The sequence below is a fragment of the Nocardioides iriomotensis genome, assembly GCF_004168035.1.
GTDB lineage: Bacteria > Actinomycetota > Actinomycetes > Propionibacteriales > Nocardioidaceae > Nocardioides_B > Nocardioides_B iriomotensis.
In genome coordinates this window covers 1-17,381 of record NZ_SDPU01000023.1, presented here as the reverse complement: position 1 = coordinate 17,381, position 17,381 = coordinate 1, and the positions used below count along the sequence as shown (strand labels likewise).

General features: G+C 72.2%; 17 protein-coding genes. 8 read left to right on the top strand and 9 right to left on the bottom strand.

All coding sequences use genetic code 11. The features are described from left to right. Positions 1-73: 73 nt before the first annotated feature. Entirely contained in the window at positions 74-3,100 is a 3,027-nt protein-coding gene (gene uvrA / locus ETU37_RS12515; RefSeq protein ID WP_129987677.1) for an excinuclease ABC subunit UvrA, read from the bottom strand. A 92-nt stretch (positions 3,101-3,192) separates the two neighbouring features. Here uvrA and ETU37_RS12510 point away from each other — a divergent pair, with 92 nt between their 5' ends. Next, the gene (locus ETU37_RS12510) at positions 3,193-3,918 is read left to right on the top strand and encodes a maleylpyruvate isomerase family mycothiol-dependent enzyme (protein WP_129987676.1); all 726 of its coding nucleotides are present in this window, start codon (positions 3,193-3,195) and stop codon (positions 3,916-3,918) included. Between the two features lie 65 nt (positions 3,919-3,983). After that, complete coding sequence (locus ETU37_RS12505; protein ID WP_206053923.1) at positions 3,984-4,574, top strand: MBL fold metallo-hydrolase; 591 nt, start codon at positions 3,984-3,986, stop codon at positions 4,572-4,574. Position 4,575: 1 nt separating this feature from the next. On the opposite strand, the gene ETU37_RS12500 is transcribed toward ETU37_RS12505, so the two are convergent. Then, the gene (locus ETU37_RS12500; protein WP_165372512.1) at positions 4,576-5,763 is read right to left on the bottom strand and encodes a phospholipase D-like domain-containing protein; all 1,188 of its coding nucleotides are present in this window, start codon (positions 5,761-5,763) and stop codon (positions 4,576-4,578) included. 259 nt (positions 5,764-6,022) lie between these two features. Between ETU37_RS12500 and ETU37_RS12495 the strand changes: the two genes are divergently transcribed. Together ETU37_RS12495 and map are read left to right on the top strand one after the other, a co-directional pair. Then, positions 6,023-6,379, top strand: a complete 357-nt coding sequence (locus tag ETU37_RS12495) for a collagen-like protein (RefSeq protein ID WP_129987674.1) — start codon at positions 6,023-6,025, stop codon at positions 6,377-6,379. 21 nt (positions 6,380-6,400) lie between these two features. Continuing rightward, the gene (map, locus tag ETU37_RS12490) at positions 6,401-7,168 is read left to right on the top strand and encodes a type I methionyl aminopeptidase (protein WP_129987673.1); all 768 of its coding nucleotides are present in this window, start codon (positions 6,401-6,403) and stop codon (positions 7,166-7,168) included. On the opposite strand, the gene ETU37_RS12485 is transcribed toward map, so the two are convergent. The 5 genes from ETU37_RS12485 to ETU37_RS12465 are packed head-to-tail and all read right to left on the bottom strand — an operon-like array spanning position 7,128 to position 11,322. Next, positions 7,128-7,517, bottom strand: a complete 390-nt coding sequence (locus tag ETU37_RS12485) for a hypothetical protein (RefSeq protein ID WP_129987672.1) — start codon at positions 7,515-7,517, stop codon at positions 7,128-7,130. The genes map and ETU37_RS12485 overlap by 41 nt on opposite strands. A gap of 13 nt (positions 7,518-7,530) precedes the next feature. After that, complete coding sequence (locus ETU37_RS12480; RefSeq protein WP_129987671.1) at positions 7,531-8,619, bottom strand: PP2C family protein-serine/threonine phosphatase; 1,089 nt, start codon at positions 8,617-8,619, stop codon at positions 7,531-7,533. Between the two features lie 39 nt (positions 8,620-8,658). Further along, a complete protein-coding gene (locus ETU37_RS12475) occupies positions 8,659-9,648 on the bottom strand; it encodes a GNAT family N-acetyltransferase (protein ID WP_129987670.1) in 990 nt (329 codons plus the stop codon). Positions 9,649-9,698: 50 nt separating this feature from the next. Continuing rightward, positions 9,699-10,352 (bottom strand): response regulator, encoded by a 654-nt coding sequence (locus tag ETU37_RS12470; protein ID WP_129987669.1) that lies wholly within the window; start codon positions 10,350-10,352, stop codon positions 9,699-9,701. Then, on the bottom strand, positions 10,345-11,322 hold the full coding sequence (locus ETU37_RS12465; RefSeq protein WP_206053910.1) for a sensor histidine kinase: 978 nt from the start codon (positions 11,320-11,322) through the stop codon (positions 10,345-10,347). The genes ETU37_RS12470 and ETU37_RS12465 overlap by 8 nt, the downstream gene beginning before the upstream one ends. Positions 11,323-11,602: 280 nt before the next feature. On the opposite strand from ETU37_RS12465, the gene ETU37_RS12460 reads away from it, so the two are divergent. The 4 genes from ETU37_RS12460 to ETU37_RS12445 are packed head-to-tail and all read left to right on the top strand — an operon-like array spanning position 11,603 to position 15,538. Beyond that, positions 11,603-13,111, top strand: coding sequence for a cation:proton antiporter domain-containing protein (locus ETU37_RS12460; RefSeq protein WP_240755699.1), 1,509 nt, complete (start codon positions 11,603-11,605; stop codon positions 13,109-13,111). A gap of 52 nt (positions 13,112-13,163) precedes the next feature. After that, a complete protein-coding gene (locus tag ETU37_RS12455) occupies positions 13,164-14,450 on the top strand; it encodes an alpha/beta hydrolase (RefSeq protein ID WP_129987667.1) in 1,287 nt (428 codons plus the stop codon). Further along, entirely contained in the window at positions 14,447-15,103 is a 657-nt protein-coding gene (locus ETU37_RS12450; protein ID WP_129987666.1) for a class I SAM-dependent methyltransferase, read from the top strand. The genes ETU37_RS12455 and ETU37_RS12450 overlap by 4 nt, the downstream gene beginning before the upstream one ends. 30 nt (positions 15,104-15,133) lie before the next feature. Further along, positions 15,134-15,538, top strand: a complete 405-nt coding sequence (locus tag ETU37_RS12445; RefSeq protein ID WP_129987665.1) for a hypothetical protein — start codon at positions 15,134-15,136, stop codon at positions 15,536-15,538. Between the two features lie 15 nt (positions 15,539-15,553). On the opposite strand, the gene ETU37_RS12440 is transcribed toward ETU37_RS12445, so the two are convergent. Further along, positions 15,554-16,642 (bottom strand): glycoside hydrolase family 15 protein, encoded by a 1,089-nt coding sequence (locus ETU37_RS12440; RefSeq protein WP_129987664.1) that lies wholly within the window; start codon positions 16,640-16,642, stop codon positions 15,554-15,556. Then, positions 16,632-17,381, bottom strand: a 750-nt coding sequence (locus ETU37_RS12435) for a class I SAM-dependent methyltransferase (RefSeq protein WP_206053909.1), incomplete at its 5' end; no start/stop codon positions are given. The genes ETU37_RS12440 and ETU37_RS12435, both read right to left, overlap by 11 nt.

The window sequence follows — 17,381 nt, the reverse complement described above, 5'->3', positions numbered from 1 at the left end:
AGGGGTCGCTTGAACGTTCACCCTAACCACGCGTGCCCGGCACCGACCTGAGAGCTGCCTGTGTGTTGGCCCGTCAGGAGGAGCGGCGGGTCGTCTTGCGCGCGGTCTTCCTGGTGGCCGTCTTCTTCGTGGTGGCCGTCTTCTTCGTCGCCGCGGTCGTCTTCGTGGCCGCGGTCTTCTTCGTCGCCGACTTCTTCGTGGCGGGCGCCTTGGCGGCCGCGGTGCGCTTGCGAGGCGGCGTGGCGACGCGCGCGGACGTGCCCTCCAGCAGCGGCGCCAGGAACTCTCCGGTGAAGCTGTCCGGCGACGCCGCGATCTGCTCCGGCGTGCCCTCGGCGACGACCATGCCGCCCCGGCTGCCGCCCTCGGGACCCATGTCGATGATCCAGTCGGCCGTCTTGATGACGTCGAGGTTGTGCTCGATCACCAGCACGGTGTTGCCCTGGTCGACGAGGCGGCCCAGCACGATCAGGAGCTTGCGGATGTCCTCGAAGTGGAGGCCGGTGGTCGGCTCGTCGAGGACGTAGACGGTGCGGCCGGTCGAGCGCTTCTGCAGCTCGGTCGACAGCTTGACCCGCTGGGCCTCGCCGCCGGAGAGCGTCGGCGCGGGCTGGCCCAGCCGGACGTAGCCGAGACCGACGTCGCACAAGGTCTGCATGTGCCGTGAGATCGCGGGGATGGCGGCGAAGAAGTCGACAGCCTCCTCGATCGGCATGTCGAGGACCTCGGCGATGGTCTTGCCCTTGTAGTGCACCTCGAGCGTCTCGCGGTTGTAGCGGGCGCCGTGGCACACCTCGCACGGGACGTAGACGTCCGGCAGGAAGTTCATCTCGATCTTGATCGTGCCGTCACCGGAGCACGCCTCGCAGCGGCCTCCCTTGACGTTGAACGAGAACCGGCCCTGCTGGTAGCCGCGGACCTTCGCCTCGGGCGTGGTGGCGAAGAGCTTGCGGATGTGGTCGAACACACCGGTGTACGTCGCCGGGTTGGACCGCGGGGTGCGGCCGATCGGGCCCTGGTCGACGTGGATCACCTTGTCGACGTTGTCGAGGCCCTCGATGCGACGGTGCCGGCCGGGCACGGTGCGGGCGTTGTAGATCTGCTTGGCCAGCGAGGTGTAGAGGATGTCGTTGACGAGCGTCGACTTGCCGGACCCGGAGACGCCGGTGACGGCGGTGAACACGCCGAGCGGGAACGTCACGTCGATGTCGCGGAGGTTGTGCTCCTTGGCGCCGCGCACGACGAGGTCGCGTCCCGGCGTGCGGGGGCGGCGTACCTCGGGGACCGGGATCTGCTTGCGGCCGGAGAGGTAGAGGCCGGTCATCGAGTCGTGGTGGCCGAGCAGCTCGTCGACCGTGCCGGACACGACGACCTGGCCGCCGTGCTCGCCCGCGCCGGGGCCGATGTCGACGACCCAGTCGGCGACCCGGATGGTGTCCTCGTCGTGCTCGACGACGATGAGGGTGTTGCCGAGGTCCTTGAGCCGGACCAGCGTCTCGATCAGGCGGTGGTTGTCGCGCTGGTGGAGGCCGATCGAGGGCTCGTCGAGGACGTAGAGGACGCCGACGAGGCCGGCGCCGATCTGGGTGGCGAGCCGGATGCGCTGCGCCTCACCTCCGGACAGCGACCCGGAGGGCCGGTCGAGCGAGAGGTAGTCGAGGCCGACGTCGAGGAGGAAGTTGAGCCGCTCCTGGATCTCCTTGAGCACCCGCTCGGCGATCTGCTTCTCGCGGGTGGAGAGCTCGAGGTCGCGCAGGAAGTCGGCGGTCTCGTTGATCGCCAGGGCGCAGACCTCGGCGATGTTCTTGCCGCCGATGGTCACGGCCATCGACACCGGCTTGAGCCGCGAGCCCCGACACGTCGGGCAGGGCACCTCGCGCATGAAGCCCTCGAACCGCTCGCGGCTCGTGTCGGACTCGGCCTCGCGGTGCCGGCGCTCGACGTACGGCCGGACGCCCTCGAACGAGGTGTAGTAGGCCCGCTCGCGGCCGTAGCGGTTGGTGTGGCGGACGTGCACCTTGGTCGGGTGGCCGTCGAGGATGGACTTCTTGGCCTTGGCCGGGAGGTCCTGCCAGGGCGTGTCCAGGTCGAAGCCGAGCTCGGTCCCGAGCGCGGCGAGGATGCGGGAGAAGTACTCCGAGACGTGCGCGCCCGACCACGGGCCGATCACGCCCTCGCCCAGCGACTGGCTGGGGTCGCTGATGACCAGCTCGGGGTCGACCTCCATGCGGGTGCCGAGGCCGTGGCAGGCCGGGCAGGCGCCGAAGGGGCTGTTGAACGAGAACGACCGGGGCTCCAGGTCGTCGGTGTCGATGGCATGCTCGTTGGGGCAGGCCATCTTCTCGGAGAACCGCAGCTCGCGGCCCGGGTCCTTGTCGGGCAGGTCGACGAAGTCGAAGACGACCAGGCCGCTCGCGAGGCCGAGCGCGGTCTCGACCGAGTCGGTCAGCCGTCGCTTGGAGGACGCCTTGACCGCGAGCCGGTCGACGACCACCTCGATCGTGTGCTTCTTCTGCTTGTCGAGCTTGGGCGGCTCGGTGAGGGGGTAGGTCTCGCCGTTGACCCGGGCGCGGGAGAAGCCCTGGGTCTGCAGCTGGCGGAAGAGGTCGACGTACTCGCCCTTGCGGCCACGGATCACCGGGGCCAGCACCTGGAAGCGGGCGCCCTCGTCGAGCGACAGGATCCGGTCGACGATCTGCTGCGGCGTCTGCCGCGAGATCGGCGCGCCACAGGTCGGGCAGTGCGGCCGGCCGGCGCGGGCGTAGAGCAGGCGGAGGTAGTCGTAGACCTCGGTGATGGTGCCGACGGTCGAGCGGGGGTTCTTCGACGTGGACTTCTGGTCGATCGACACCGCCGGCGACAGGCCCTCGATGAAGTCGACGTCGGGCTTGTCCATCTGGCCGAGGAACTGGCGGGCGTACGCCGACAGCGACTCGACGTAGCGGCGCTGGCCCTCGGCGAAGATCGTGTCGAACGCGAGGCTCGACTTCCCGGAGCCCGAGAGCCCGGTGAAGACGATCAGGGCGTCGCGCGGGAGGTCGAGTGAGACGTCCTTGAGGTTGTGCTCCCGGGCGCCGCGGATGATCAGCTGGTCAGCCACGCAAGATCCTCTGCTGGTGACGTGGGTGGATGGAACGGACCGGTCGGCGTTCGAACAAGTGTTCGCCATGATAGCCGGTGTTGGATGGGGCCATGGGACCTGACGTCACATCCTCTCCCTTCCCCCTGCTCGCCGAGATAGTCCACGCCACGGCACGCTATCTGGGGGCACTGACAGTTCTGGACGACCGGGCGCTGGCCGCCCCCTCCGCCCTCCCCGGATGGACCCGGGCGCACGTCGTCGCCCACCTCTCCCGCAACGCGGACGCGATGACCCGGGTGCTGGCGCAGGCGGCCGAGGGCGAGGCCGCGTCGATGTACGAGACCGCCGAGGTCCGCGACCGGGACATCGACACCACGGTGGCCGAGCTCGACGCCGGCGGGCTCGTGGCGGACGCGCAGGAGTCGGCCGCGACGTTCGAGCAGGCGGCGGCGTCGTACGGCGGGCCGCTCGACGTGCCCTTCTCCAGGGTCGTCGGCGGCCCGGCGCAGGGCACGGTCGCCGACGTCGGCGGGATGCGCCGTACCGAGGTCGAGGTCCACCACGCGGACCTGCTGCTCGACTACGCGGCGGCGGGGTGGCCCGAGGACTTCAGCCGCGGCCTGATCGGCCGCCGCCAGGCCGAGCTCGGGCTGGACGGGCCCTCCATGGTGCTGTCCTCGACCGACGTGGACGGCCTCTGGAAGCTCGGCTCGGGCGCCGGCCCCGAGGTGAAGGGCACCGCCGGCGACCTGGCCTGGTGGCTCGTCGGGCGGGGCGGCGGGAGCGGACTAGTGTCCTCGACAGGAGAGCTGCCCACGATCCCGAGGTGGAGGTGACCGTGACATACCGCGGCAAGGTCAAGCCCGGCGGTCCGAGCGAGGTTCGCGAGCTGACGGACCTCATGATCACCAAGCTCGCGGTGAGCGAGATGGCCAACAACGTCTACCTGCTGCGCTGCCGGCACACCGACGAGCAGGTCCTCATCGACGCCGCCGACGAGCCCGAGCGGATCCTGGGGATGATCGGCGACGACGGGCTGTCGACGGTGGTGACCACCCACCAGCACTGGGACCACCACCGGGCGCTCCCCCAGGTCGTCGCGGCCACCAACGCCGAGACGGTCGCCGGGGAGGAGGACGCCGACGCCCTGCCGGTGAAGGTCGACCGGCCGGTCTCCGACGGCGACACGGTCACGGTCGGCCGCTCGACGCTCGAGGTGATCCACCTCGTCGGGCACACCCCCGGCTCGATCGCGCTGCTGTACGACGACCCGCACGGCACGCCGCACCTGTTCACCGGCGACTCGCTGTTCCCCGGAGGGGTCGGCAAGACGGGATCGCCCGAGAACTTCGCCTCGCTGATCGACGACGTCGAGGCGAAGGTGTTCGGGCGGCTGCCCGACGAGACCTGGTTCTACCCCGGCCACGGGGACGACTCGACGCTGGGCGCCGAGCGTCCCCACCTGGCCGAGTGGCGGGCCCGCGGCTGGTAGGTCAGCCGTTGGCCCACATGTCCTCGAAGTTGGCGTTGTACTGGTCGTAGACCGTCGGGTCGTCCACGCGCAGCGTCGTGTCGTCGCGCTTGAGCGCACCGTCGGACCAGTTCTGCGAGCCGTTCCAGACGATCTTCGAGGCCGGGTTGCCGGCGTAGGTGCCGTTGACGGTCAGCACCTTCTGGTGCGTGCGCTTGCCGGGCACGGCGTTGGCCTTCAGCGGGATCGCGTTGTTCTCGAGGATCGCCTTCACCGCACCGCCGATGCCGACGCCGTACACGACCCGCACGTCACAGCCGCTCCGCTTCAGCTCGGCCACCTTGCGGGCGAGCCAGATCCCGCGGTCGCCGTTCCACGCGTGGTGCGACAGGCGTACGGCGGTCGTCTGGCGGACCGTGCCGTCAGGGTCGGTCACCGAGACGCCGTAGCCGGGCGCCGGGACGCCGCAGGAGATCTGCGAGAGGTCGTTCCACACCGGGTCGGTCTCCTGGCTCACCACCGACGGGTTCGGGTAGAAGTCCGTCTGGTAGCTGTTGATCCGCGCGGTGATGAACTGCTGGGACTGGATGACGTCCTGCTTCATCTGGTCGAAGACGCCCGCGTAGGTCCAGTAGAGCGCCGGGTCGCCGGCGGACGTGTAGATGTCGCTCCACTGGTTGACGGCGTTGTTGGCGGTCATGTTGTTGGACCCGACCATGACGACGTTCTGCGCGGAGCCGGCCTTGCTGAACAGGAACACCTTCTGGTGCATGTTGCCCTTGTAGCCGCGGCACGAGTCGGAGCAGAACTTCGCGAACGAGCCCTTCGAGGTCTTGCTGCCGAGCACCCGCACCAGCCGCCGCTCCGGGCCGTAGCTCTTGTGGTCGTTGAAGATGGCCTGCACCTTCACGCCGCGCTTGTAGGCCTTGACCAGCCGGTCCGCCGTGGCGGCGTGCGAGAAGGAGTAGACCGCCATCCGGATCGTCGCGCCGGACGGCGTCGAGTCGATCGTGCGGTTCACGTGCCGGAAGATCGCGTACTGCTGCCACCGCGACCCGATCGGCCGGTTGAAGATCGCGCCGGTGACCGGTGTGTAGCTGCCGACCTTCCGCGCCGCCGGCTGTACGGCGGACGTGGCGCCGGGCGACCCGGCGTCGGGCCCGCGCTGCACGAGCACCCCCACCGCGAGCGTGGCGACGACCGCCCCCACCAGCGCGCGCCGCGTCCCGACCGACCTGACCACTCTCGTGCTGAAACGCACCCTGCGGGCCATTCCCCGTCTCCCTGTCCCTCGGACGGCACCCCCGAGGCACCGCCACATCCTTCACATGAGCATCAAGTGTCACATCCGCCACGTCTCGACGGAAGCCTCGAGCGGGCTTCATCAGACCAAGCGCCCCGCACGCCCGGCAACACCGGGCCCGCGCGTCTCACGCATTCGTGACCTGTCGACCGCCTAGCGTGAGCCCGTGCGCACCCGAGACAACCTGCTGCTCACCGCGTTGATCGCGGTCGTCTGCGGCTTCCTGGGTGCCCTCGGGGGCATCGCCGTCCTGAACGACGAGCTGGTCGGCCCGCAGGGCCCGACCGGTCTCCAGGGCCTGCCCGGCGAGGAAGGCCCACCCGGGGCCGACGGCTCCGACGGCGTGGACGGGGTCGACGGCGAACGCGGCCCCCGCGGCCGATCCGGGCAGGCGGCCGAGGAGCAACCGGTCGACCTCGGCACCGAGGGCTGCGCCGGCACGTCCGTGCGGGTCGTGACCGACGTGTCGAGCGACGGCGAGAAGATCCAGGTCGAGCGCGAGACCGTCTGCGTCACCGGCTGACGGTGTCCGTAGGCTCGACCCGTGATCGAGCTGAGGACGCCGACCGAGATCGAGCAGATGCGCCCCGCCGGGCAGTTCGTGGCGGAGGTGCTGACCGCCGTGTCCGCGGCGGCCGACGTCGGCGTGAACCTGCTCGACCTCGACGCCCTGGCGCACCGGATGGTCAAGGAGCGCGGCGCGGAGTCCTGCTACATCGACTACCACCCGTCGTTCGGCGCGATGCCGTTCGGCAAGGTGCTGTGCACCTCGGTCAACGACGCCGTGCTGCACGGGCTGCCGTTCGACTACGTGCTCGAGGACGGCGACCTGCTCAGCCTCGACTTCGCCGCCTCCGTGGACGGCTGGGTGTCCGACTCGGCCGTCAGCGTGGTCGTCGGGACGCCGCGCGAGGAGGACCTCCGGCTGATCGACGTCTCCGAGCGGGCGCTCGCCGCGGGCATCGAGGCCGCGACGGTCGGCAACCGGATCGGCGACATCTCCGCCGCGATCGCGGCCGTCGCCCACGGCGCCGGGCTGTCGATCAACACCGAGTTCGGCGGCCACGGGGTCGGGCGGACGATGCACGGCGACCCGCACGTCTCCAACGACGGCCGGCCCGGCCGCGGCCTGCCGCTGAAGCCCGGCCTGGTGATCGCCATCGAGCCGTGGTTCCTGCACTCCACGGACCAGATCTACACCGACCGCGACGGCTGGACGCTGCGCAGCGTCGACGGGTCGCGCGGCGCGCACTCCGAGCACACCGTCGCGGTCACGCCCGACGGCCCGCTGGTGCTGACGGCTCGGGACTGAACCGCCACCGCCACGCCGCCGACAGCACGCCGGTGATCGTCGGCCAGAGCCAGAGCGAGGTGTCGTAGGGCACCACGATCCGGGCCGTGACGAACAGCGCGATGCCCAGCGCGAGCGGCGCGAGCCCGGCGTGGCGCGCACCCGTCGCCCGCAGCCCGACCGCCCCGACGACGTACACCAGCGGGATGCCGACCAGCGTCATCGCCAGCGGCGCGCCGGTGCAGCTGTCGTACTCGAAGCCCTGGCACGACGACTGCGTGACGAAGAGGTCCCACGCCACGAGGTAGAGGCCGACGGTCGAGAACCCCACGACGCCGGCGAGGACGACCGGAAGCACGCTGGTCCGCACGGGACCAACCCTCTCACTGGTCCTCCGCACCAGGCACGGGCCGGCTCCGCTCGGCCAGCACGAGCGCCAGGTCGTCGCCCTGCCCCGCGGAGAAGGCACGGAGGAGCCCGAGCAGGCGGTCCAGCGCCTCGTCGACGGTCCCCGTGCAGAGCTCCGCGACGTGGTCGTCGAGCGGGAAGAAGGCGCCCTGGCGGTTCCGCGCCTCCACGAGCCCGTCGGTGTAGAGCAGGATCCGGCTGCCCCCCGGCCAGTCGAACGGCTCCTCCGCGGGTCGGCCGCCCAGACCCAGCGGCGGGGTGGGCTCGGCGCCGTCCAGGCGGCTGGGTCGCCGCCCCGACCTCAGCAGCAGCGGCGGGAGATGGCCGCAGTTCACGACGGCCCCGGTCCCGTCGTGACGGAACTCCGCGACCAGCGCCGTCACGAAGTCCTCGTCGCCGCAGACCGCGCTCACCGCGTCGTCCAGGTCCCTCGTCACGCCGGCGAGGACCCGGTTGACGAACGCCGCCCTCCGGAACGCCGCCAGGACGGTGGAGGCCAGGTGCACCGCGTCGAGACCCTTCCCCCGGACGTCGCCGATCACGACCCGCACGCCGTACGGCGTGTCCGCGACCTCGTAGAGGTCACCGCCCACCAGGGCAGCCTCCGTGGCCGAGACGTACCGCGCGGCCAGGCCGACGGAGCCGACCCGCGCCGGAACCCCCCGCAACAGTGCCCTCTGGGCGGTCTCCGCGACGACCGTCATGTGCTGCAGGGCCTGCTCCCGCCGGACCCGCATGCGTGCCACCAAGACCGCGATCACGGCGAACAGGACGCCGCCGAGCAGTCGGATCCACCACTCCGCCGTCCCGACGTCGTGGTTCCACAGGGCCGAGACACCCACGGCCACCACCGAGAGCGCCCCGATCGCCGCCGTGCGCGCCGGACTGGTCAGCGCGCTGGCCACGAACGGCGCGATGGCGAAGACAGCCGTGATGATGATGTCGCGCGGCAGCAGTGAGTCCGCGACGACGGCAGCCAGCAGCACCCCCAGCGGGATGCCGAGCTCGAGCCAGAGGGCGCGGAGACCCCGCCCCTCCCCGTCCTTCCGTCGCCGGCCGAGCACGACTCCCAGTATTCACACGCCGTCGCCGCAAGGTGAAGGTCAGAGCCGGCGCTGATACTCCAGGCCGCGCCCGAGGACCGTGTAGCCGAGCTGCTCGTTGACGCCGATCATGTGGTCGTTGGACTCGGTGTTCCAGGTGTCGATCGACTCCAGCTGCGGCTCCTCGTCGGCCAGCCACTGGATCATCGCGGTCTTGAGCAGCAGACCGAGGCGGTGGCCGCGGTGCGCGCGGACGACGCTGGTGTCGTGCTGGTGGCCGATCGTCGGCCGCTCGGCCTCGACCGCCACGATCGTGTGCCCGGCCAGCTCGCCGGTCTCCCGGTGCCGCGCGATCAGGTGGTACGCCCGCTGCTTCTTGGCGGCGACGGCGCGCTCGTAGCCGCGCACCCGCTCGGCGGTGAACACCTCGTCCTCGATCTCGAGGTCGTCGGTCGGGGCGTCGTTGATGGCCGCGGTCATCACGACCACGGCGTCGATCAGCTCGTCGGGCACGGCACCGACCACGCGGAGCAGCTCGTACCCGGCAGCGGCGTCCGACGCCTCGTCGTACAGCTTGGCGACGAGGACGCGGTCGGTCCGGGCGAGGTACTGGCGCCGGTTGATGGCCTGGGAGCCGAGGGTCAACCCCATCGCGTCGGCGAAGCCGCGGGCCGCGTCGCTCTCCCAGCCGTCGGTGCCGACCTTGGTGCGGCCCTCCTCGCGGGCGACGTCGCACAGCGCCCGGAACAGCGTGCTGCCGATGCCCTGCCGGCGGTGGTCGGGGTGCACCGCGAGGTCGAGCCAGGCGAAGTCCTGGTTGTCCCACTCGCTGGTCCAGTAGAGCGCGACCGCGACCATCGTGCCGGCGTCGCCACGCGCGAGGTAGCCCCGGGGCGCCTCGCCGTCCCAGCCGTGCCGCAGCATGCCGGTGAAGGTCGTCGTGGTGGTCGGGTGCGTCCACGGCGAGTCGGCCTCCTGCACGGCGCGCTGGAGGGCGACGGCCTCCTCGACGGCGGCGATGTCGTCGGCCCGGAGCTGCTCGATCTGCATGCGACCAGGGTGCTCCGGTGGTCGCACGAGCGCGACCGAATTAATCGGGGCTACGGCTCGACCAGACCGGCGCGGATCGCGTAGCGGGTCAGCTGCGTGCGGTCCCGCATCCCGAGCTTGGCCAGGATGTTCGCGCGGTGCCGCTCCACGGTCTTGGGGCTGATCGTGAGCGCCTGCGCGATCTCACGCGTGGACTGGCCCTCGGCGATCAGCTTGAGCACCTCGTCCTCGCGGCTGGTCAGCACGGTCTCCGGCATCCGTTCGCCGCGCTTGAGCCGGTCGAGGTACGAGCGCACCAGCGTGCTCATCACGCCCGGGTAGACGAACGGCTCCCCGCGCATCGCCGCCCGCACGGCCGCGACGAGGTCCTGGTCGGCGACGGACTTGAGCACGTAGCCGGAGGCGCCGGCCTTGAGCGACTCGAAGAAGTACTGCTCGTTGTCGTGCATCGACAGCATCAGGATCGGCAGGTTCTCGCGGCGTCGGGCGATCTCGCGTGCCGCCTGCAGCCCGGTCATCCGTGGCATCGCCACGTCGAGCACGGCCAGGTCGACCTCCTCTGTCCGCACCAGCTCGACGGCCTCGGCACCGTCACCGGCCTCGGCCACGACGCGCAGGTCCGGCTGGGCGTCGAGGATCATCCGGACGCCCTGGCGCACGAGCGCGTGGTCGTCGGCGAGCAGGATCCGCACGGGATCAGGCACGGTGGCCTTCCGTCGGTACGACGAGCCGCACCTCGGTGCCGCCGCCGTCGCGACGGTCGAAGGCGAGCCGGCCGCCGACCATGCCGGCCCGTTCCCGCATGCCGGCGACGCCCGTGCCCTCCGAGGCGCCGCGCACGCCCGCGCCGTCGTCGGCCACGGTCAGCACCAGGTCACCGCCTTGCACGGTGAGCGACAGGTCGACCGCGCTCGCGCGGGCGTGCCGGGCGACGTTGGTGAGCGCCTCCTGGGCGACCCGGTAGACCACCAGCTCGACCTCCGCCGTCGCGTCCGGCAGGCCGGGGGCGAACGTGCGGCTGACGTGCACCCCGGTGCGCTGCGAGTAGTCCGTCGCGAGCGCGGCCAGCGCGCTGAGCAGCCCGAGGTCCTCGAGCACCCCGGGCCGCAGCCGGCGGGCGACCTCGCGCACCTCGTCGAGCGCGGCCCGGGCGGACTCGCGGACACCGTCCACCGCGACGACCGCCGCGGCGTCGGAGTCCGGGAGCCCGTCGCGCAGGTGCTTGAGCTGGAGCAGCACCACCGTCAGGCTCTGCCCGACCTCGTCGTGCAGCTCCTGCGCGATCCGGTGCCGCTCCGCCTCCTGCGCGGCCAGCGCCTGGGCCGCGGACCGGCTGCGCTCGTGGTCGAGACGGCCCAGCATCGCCTCGAAGCTCGCCACCAGACGCCGTACCGTGCTCGGACCGGAGGTCGGCAGCACCGGCCGCTCCCCCGGGTGGTCCACGGACTCCATCGCGCCGACCAGCCGGTCGAGCGGGACGAGGGTGCCGCGCAGCAGGACGGCGTTGAGCACGACGATCAGCAGCGCCCCGATCCCGAGGATCACCGCCTCGGACACGAGCAGGTGCACCGACACGGTGGCGGGCGACACGGCGAGCGCGACCGTGCCCAGCAGGAAGACCAGCGCGTTGGTCAGGCAGACCCGCCAGTACAGCGGCATGTTCCGGGCTTCCACGGGTCCACCCTCGCCCACACCTGCGCACGGGCGCACGCGGGACCGGGGCCGACGACGCGAAGATGGGTGCTGCCACCCATTCTCCGGCCCCCCTGGTCCCGCAACACTGGACGAGCGACGGGCCCACGCCGGAGCCCTCCGGACTGACGACCGGGCGCCACGAGTGCATCGCACTCACGGGACAGGTGGCGGACTTCGGGCGACCCAAAGTGCGGCGTGGGCCGTCGCGCCAACCTCGACCACCCCACGCCGAACGACACCCCCGCAGGAGGTGCCGACCGTGCACGCCGCGGAGAGCCTGATCGCCCTCGGAGCGGCGTTCCTCGTGTGCGGCCTGCTCGCGCGCGTCGGCGTGCCCGTCGGGCTCCCCACGATCCCGCTGTTCATGATCGCCGGCGTGCTGCTCGGCCCGGACACCCCGGGGCTGGACATCGTCGCCGACCCCGACGACCTCGCTCTCGTGGCCCGGCTCGGGCTGGTGTTCCTGCTCTTCTACCTCGGCCTGGAGTTCTCCCTCGAGGACCTGACCTCGGGTGGCCGGCGGCTGCTGTCCGCGGCCGGGGTGTACCTGGCCCTGAACGTCGGGGGCGGCCTGGCGCTCGGCTTCGCGCTCGGCTGGGGCGTGGCGGAGGCGCTCGTGGTCGCCGCGGTCGTCGGCATCTCGTCGTCCGCAATCGTCACCAAGCTGCTCGTCGAGACCGGCCGCCTCGGCAACCCCGAGACCCGGGTGATCCTCGGCATCACCGTGATGGAGGACCTGTTCCTGGCCTTCTACCTCGCGCTGCTGCAGCCGGTGCTCGGCGGCGCGGACGGGCCCGTCGAGGCGGTGACCGGCATCGCGACGGCGTTCACGTTCCTCTTCGGCCTGGCGCTGGTCGCGCGGCACGGTGCGCGCTGGGTCGGCAAGGTGATCGACACCCAGGACGAGGAGATCGTCGTGGTTGTGTTCGTCGGCCTCGCGATCATCACCGCCGGCATCGCCGAGACGCTCGGGGTCTCCGACGCCATCGGCGCGTTCATGGTCGGCCTCATCCTCGGCTCCACGAAGAAGTCCCAGCGCCTGCGCGACCTCACCCACCCGCTGCGTGACGCTTTCGGTGCGATCTTCTTCTTCCACTTCGGGCTCAGCATCGACCCGCGCGCCCTGCTCGACGTCGCCGGTGCGGTGGCGTTCGCCGTGGCCATGACCATCGTTCTCTGCGTCAGCGCGGGCGTGGTCGCCGCGCGCATCCACGGCTTCGGGCGTACGGCGGGCGCCAACATCGGCCTCACCGTCCTCACCCGCGGCGAGTTCTCCCTCGTGCTGGCCAGCCTCGCCCTCGGGGCCGGGCTCGACCAGCGGGTCGCGTCACTGGCCGCCGGATACGTCCTGGTGCTCGGCGTGATCGGCCCGCTGGCCGTCGCCCAGTCCGGCCCGGTCGCCCGGCTGCTGCCGCGGGCGCTGTTCCCGCCGACGCGGCGGTACGCCACAGCGACCCCGCTGGACCTCTCGGTCGGGACGGGCTCGCTGTACCGGCTCGGCGCCGACCTCCTGCAGATCCGGGTGGCGCCGGGCAGCAGGCTGCACGGCGTCTTCGTCGGCGAGCTGCGGCTGCCGTCCGGCTCGACCCTCGGGCTGCTCTCCCGTAACGGCGCCACCAGCGCGCTCACCGCGTCCACCCAGATGCAGACCGACGACGTGCTGCTCGTGTTCACCGACCCCGAGCAGCGCAACGCCGCCGAGCAGCGGATCCGGGCCGTCCACCGCAGCGGCCGGCTCGCGACCTGGGAGGGCGACACCGGGACGTGAGCCGCGTCACCCTCACTGCAACACGTTCCAGTTGAGTGTCTAGGGTGGCAGCGTGTCCCGCCTCTTCCTGCTCCGCCAGGTCCTGACCGCGGCGCTCACCGCCAACGCGGTGCGGCCGTTCCCCGGCTTCCGGGCCCAGGTGCCGTCGTTCGCGGCCGGCTGGCTCACCAGCGAGCTCGCCCCGCACCTGCTCGCGCTCACCGCCGCCGACGCCGCCGTCGAGCTCGCCCGCCGACCGTCCCGCCGCAGCCGGGCCGGTCTGGCCCTCGCCGCGGGCAGCGCGGCCGGCCTCGGCGCGCTCGTCGCGGAGTCGGCGCAGGCGCACCGTCACGTCGACGCCGCGCTGCGCGAGACCCTCGGCGACGACTACCTCGACCGGCTGCGCGCGACGTACACCGACCTGGACCTGTCCACCCCGCTCTCCCAGCTCGTCTGGCCGTTCCGGCAGCGGGACGACGAGGTCGAGGTCGTCAAGGACGTGCCCTACGAGCCGCGGCACGGCAAGCGCGGCCTGCTCGACGTCTACCGGCGCCGGGGCACCGACGTGCGCGACGCGCCGGTGCTCGTGCAGGTGCACGGCGGCGCCTGGTCGGTCGGCAGCAAGGACGAGCAGGGCGTCCCGCTGATGCGGCACATGGCGGCGCGCGGCTGGGTGTGCTTCGCGATCAACTACCGGCTCAGCCCGCGCGACCCGTTCCCGGCCCACATCGTCGACGTCAAGCGCGCCCTCGCCTGGGTCAAGGAGCACGCCGCGGAGTACGGCGGCGACCCCGGCTACGTCACGATCACCGGCGGGTCGGCCGGCGGCCACCTCACGGCGCTCGCCGCGCTCACGCCGAACGACCCGACGTACCAGCCCGGCTTCGAGGACGCCGACACGACCGTCCAGGCGGCCGTCCCGTTCTACGGCGTCTACGACTTCGCCGGCGCGATCGGCACCCGGCGCTCGGCCGACCTGCGGGACAAGTTCCTGGCCGGACGAGTGATGTTCGCCGACCCCAGCGACTGCCTCACGCCGTTCGAGGAGGCCTCTCCCCTGGCCCGTGTGAACGCCGATGCGCCCCCGATGCTCGTCATCCACGGCGCCCGGGACTCCCTCGTCGAGGTCGAGCAGGCCCGGCACTTCGTGCGCGCGCTCCGCGCGGTGTCGCGCCAGCCGGTCGCCTACGCCGAGCTGCCCGGGACCCAGCACGCCTTCGACGTGTTCCCCTCGATCCGCAGCGCGGCGGTCGTCCGTGGCGTCGACCGCTTCCTCCGCTGGACGTACGACGCCGCCACGCGTGCGGCCGCCGCCCAGGAGCCCGTCGCGGAGCCGGTCGAGGGGGTGGCGGCCCGATGACCGCGGTCACCATGCCGGCCGACCTGCTCGCCAAGGCCCGCGCGGCCAAGGGCTTCATGCCCGACGACGAGGGCGAGCTGCTGCACCGGCTGGCGGTCGAGCGGCTGCCGCACGGCCCGGTGCTCGAGGTCGGCGCCTACTGCGGCAAGTCCGCCGTCTACCTCGGCGCCGCCGCGCTGGCCGTCGGCGGCACCGTGTTCAGCGTCGACCACTTCCGCGGCTCCGAGGAGAACCAGGTCGGCTGGGAGTACCACGACCCCGACCTGGCCGACCCCGTGTTCGGCCGCCTCGACACGTTGCCGACCTTCCGGCGCACGCTCGCCGACGCCGGCCTCGAGGAGCAGGTCGTCGCGGTCGTCGGGCGCTCCACCGTGATCAGCGCGCACTGGCGCACCCCGTTGTCGCTGCTGTTCGTCGACGGCGGCCATACCGACGAGCACGCCGGCAACGACTACACGGGCTTCGGTCGCTGGGTCGCCCGAGGCGCACTGATGGCGGTCCACGACGTGTTCCCCGACCCGGCCGACGGCGGCCAGGCGCCGTACCGGGTCTACCGGCGCGCGCTGGCCTCGGGGTTCGAGGAGGTCGACGCGCTCGGGTCGCTGCGGGTGCTGCGGCGGGTGGCCGGCGACGCCGGCGACCCGGTGGACTGAGCGGGCGGCCACCCACGCAGAATTGCCCTCATGGCGTCCCCCCGCTTCGGCACCCACCGCGTCCTCGTCGCCGTCCTCGTCGGCGTCGGGCTGCTGATCGCGCTGAGCTTCCCGTTCGCACTCGCGTACGACAACAGCATCGACAAGCAGCGATCGGGGTACAACGACGCCTCCACCCTCGCGCGGATGCAGAACGTCCTCGTCGAGGAGGACAAGCAGCCCGTCGCCTTCGAGAGCGGGCCGGGCGAACCGGTGCAGATCGGTGACGAGACGTTCCGCGCCAGCGCCGGCAACCACGTGGTGAGCCAGGTGAAGCCGGACGGGATCTGCATCCGGGTGCACAACGTCGACCCGGAGATCCGGTCGTGGACCTACGACTCGGCCGACGGCGACCGCCCCTTCGACGACCTTCCCGGCGGCGCCTGCGGTCCGTGACCGCGGGCGTCGGCCTTATCCGACGCGCTGCCGGACCGTGCGGTCGGCGCAGCCGCACTCCAGGCCGATCTCCGGGAACTCCCGTGGCAGCGTCGAGCCACGGAACAGGTCCGACCCGGGCGTCGTCCCGGACAGCGCGTCGACGGCCAGCACCATCGCCGCCGCGGTCCAGGTCGTCTCCTCGCGCGGCCAGACCGCGTCGTCCGGCCACACGTAGCCGGTCCAGTAGCCGCCCCGCGCCGACCGCAGGTGCTGGACGTCGCGCAGCAGCGCGAGCGCCTCGTCGCGCCGGCCGAGCGCGTCGAGCGCCATCGCGAGCTCGCACGTCTCCGCGGCGGTGACCCAAGGGTTGGTGTCGACGCAACGCACGCCGAGACCGGGCACGACGAAGTCGTCCCAGCGCGCGTCGACCAGGGCGTCGCCCTCGGCTCCGACGACGGCACCCCCCAGCACCGGGTAGTACCAGTCCATCGAGAACGTCGACTTGTCCAGGAAGGTGTCGCGGTGGTGCCGGAGCGCGTGCCGCAGGCGGCCCGCGGCGAGCTCCCAGTCGGGCTGCGGCTCGCCCATCAGCTCCGACAGCGCGAGACCGGCGCGGAGCGCGTGGAAGATGCTGGAGCTGCTGGCGAGCAGCGCCCCGTCGTCGACGACGCCCGCCTCGCCGCGCACCCAGGAGATGCCACCGAACGGCAGCTGCAGCCCGACGACGAAGTCGAGTGCGGCGCGCACCGCCGGCCAGGTCCGCCGGACGAACCGCTCGTCGCGGCGCACCAGCCAGTGGTGCCAGACGCCGACCGCGAGGTAGGCGCTCATGTTGCTCTCCGCCGACGCGTCCTCGACCGTCCCGGCGACCGTGCGCATCGGCCAGGAGCCGTCCGCGCGCTGCGTGGCCAGGCACCAGTCGTAGGCCCGGTGGGCGGCGTCGGCGCGGCCGCCGACGAGCAGGGCCATCGCGGACTCGACGTGGTTCCAGGTGTCGGTGTGCTGTCCGGTGGTCCAGGGCAGCGCGCCGTCGGGCTCCTGCTGGGCGGCGATGACCGCGACGGACGCGGCGACCTGGTCGCGGTCCAGCAGGCCGGGGAGAGCGGGCAGCTCAGCCGCCATGGGCGGCCCCGTCGTTCCGGTCTCCAGCGGGCTTGCGCAGGTAGAGCACCAGGCTCTTGCCGATCAGCGGGTTGAGCGCCCGCTCGGCCAGCCGGGTCGCGGTGCTGTAGCCGGGCCGCTTCATGATGTCCCAGACGAGCACCTGGTGGTACGCCTTCACCAGCGGGTGGCGGTCGTCGTCGACCCCGACCGCGCACTTGAGCCACCAGTACGGCGCGTGCAGCGCGTGCGCGTGGGCCCGGCCGACGTACTCCAGGCCGGCCGCCTCGAGCTTCCCGACCAGCTCGTGCCCGGTGTAGATGCGGACGTGGCCGCCCTCGACCTCGTGGTAGGCGTCGGACAGCGCCCAGCACACCTTCTCGGGCAGCCAGCGCGGCACCGTCACCGCGATGGTGCCACCCGGCCGGAGCACCCGGACCAGCTCGGAGATCGCCTGCTCGTCGTCGGGGATGTGCTCGAGGACCTCGGCCGCGACGACGCGGTCGAACTCCTCGTCGGCGAACGGCATCGCCAGCGCGTCGCCCTGCTTGATGTCGGCCTCGGCGCCGGCGGGGACCTCGCCGGCGACCTTCATCGCGCCGAACACCTCCAGCACCTGGGCCAGCTCGTCGCCGTCCTGGTCGAAGGCGATCACGTCGGCGCCGCGCCGGTACATCTCGTAGGCGTGACGGCCCGCGCCGCAGCCCATGTCGAGCACGCGCTCGCCGGCGCGCAGGCCCAGACGGTCGAAGTCGACGGT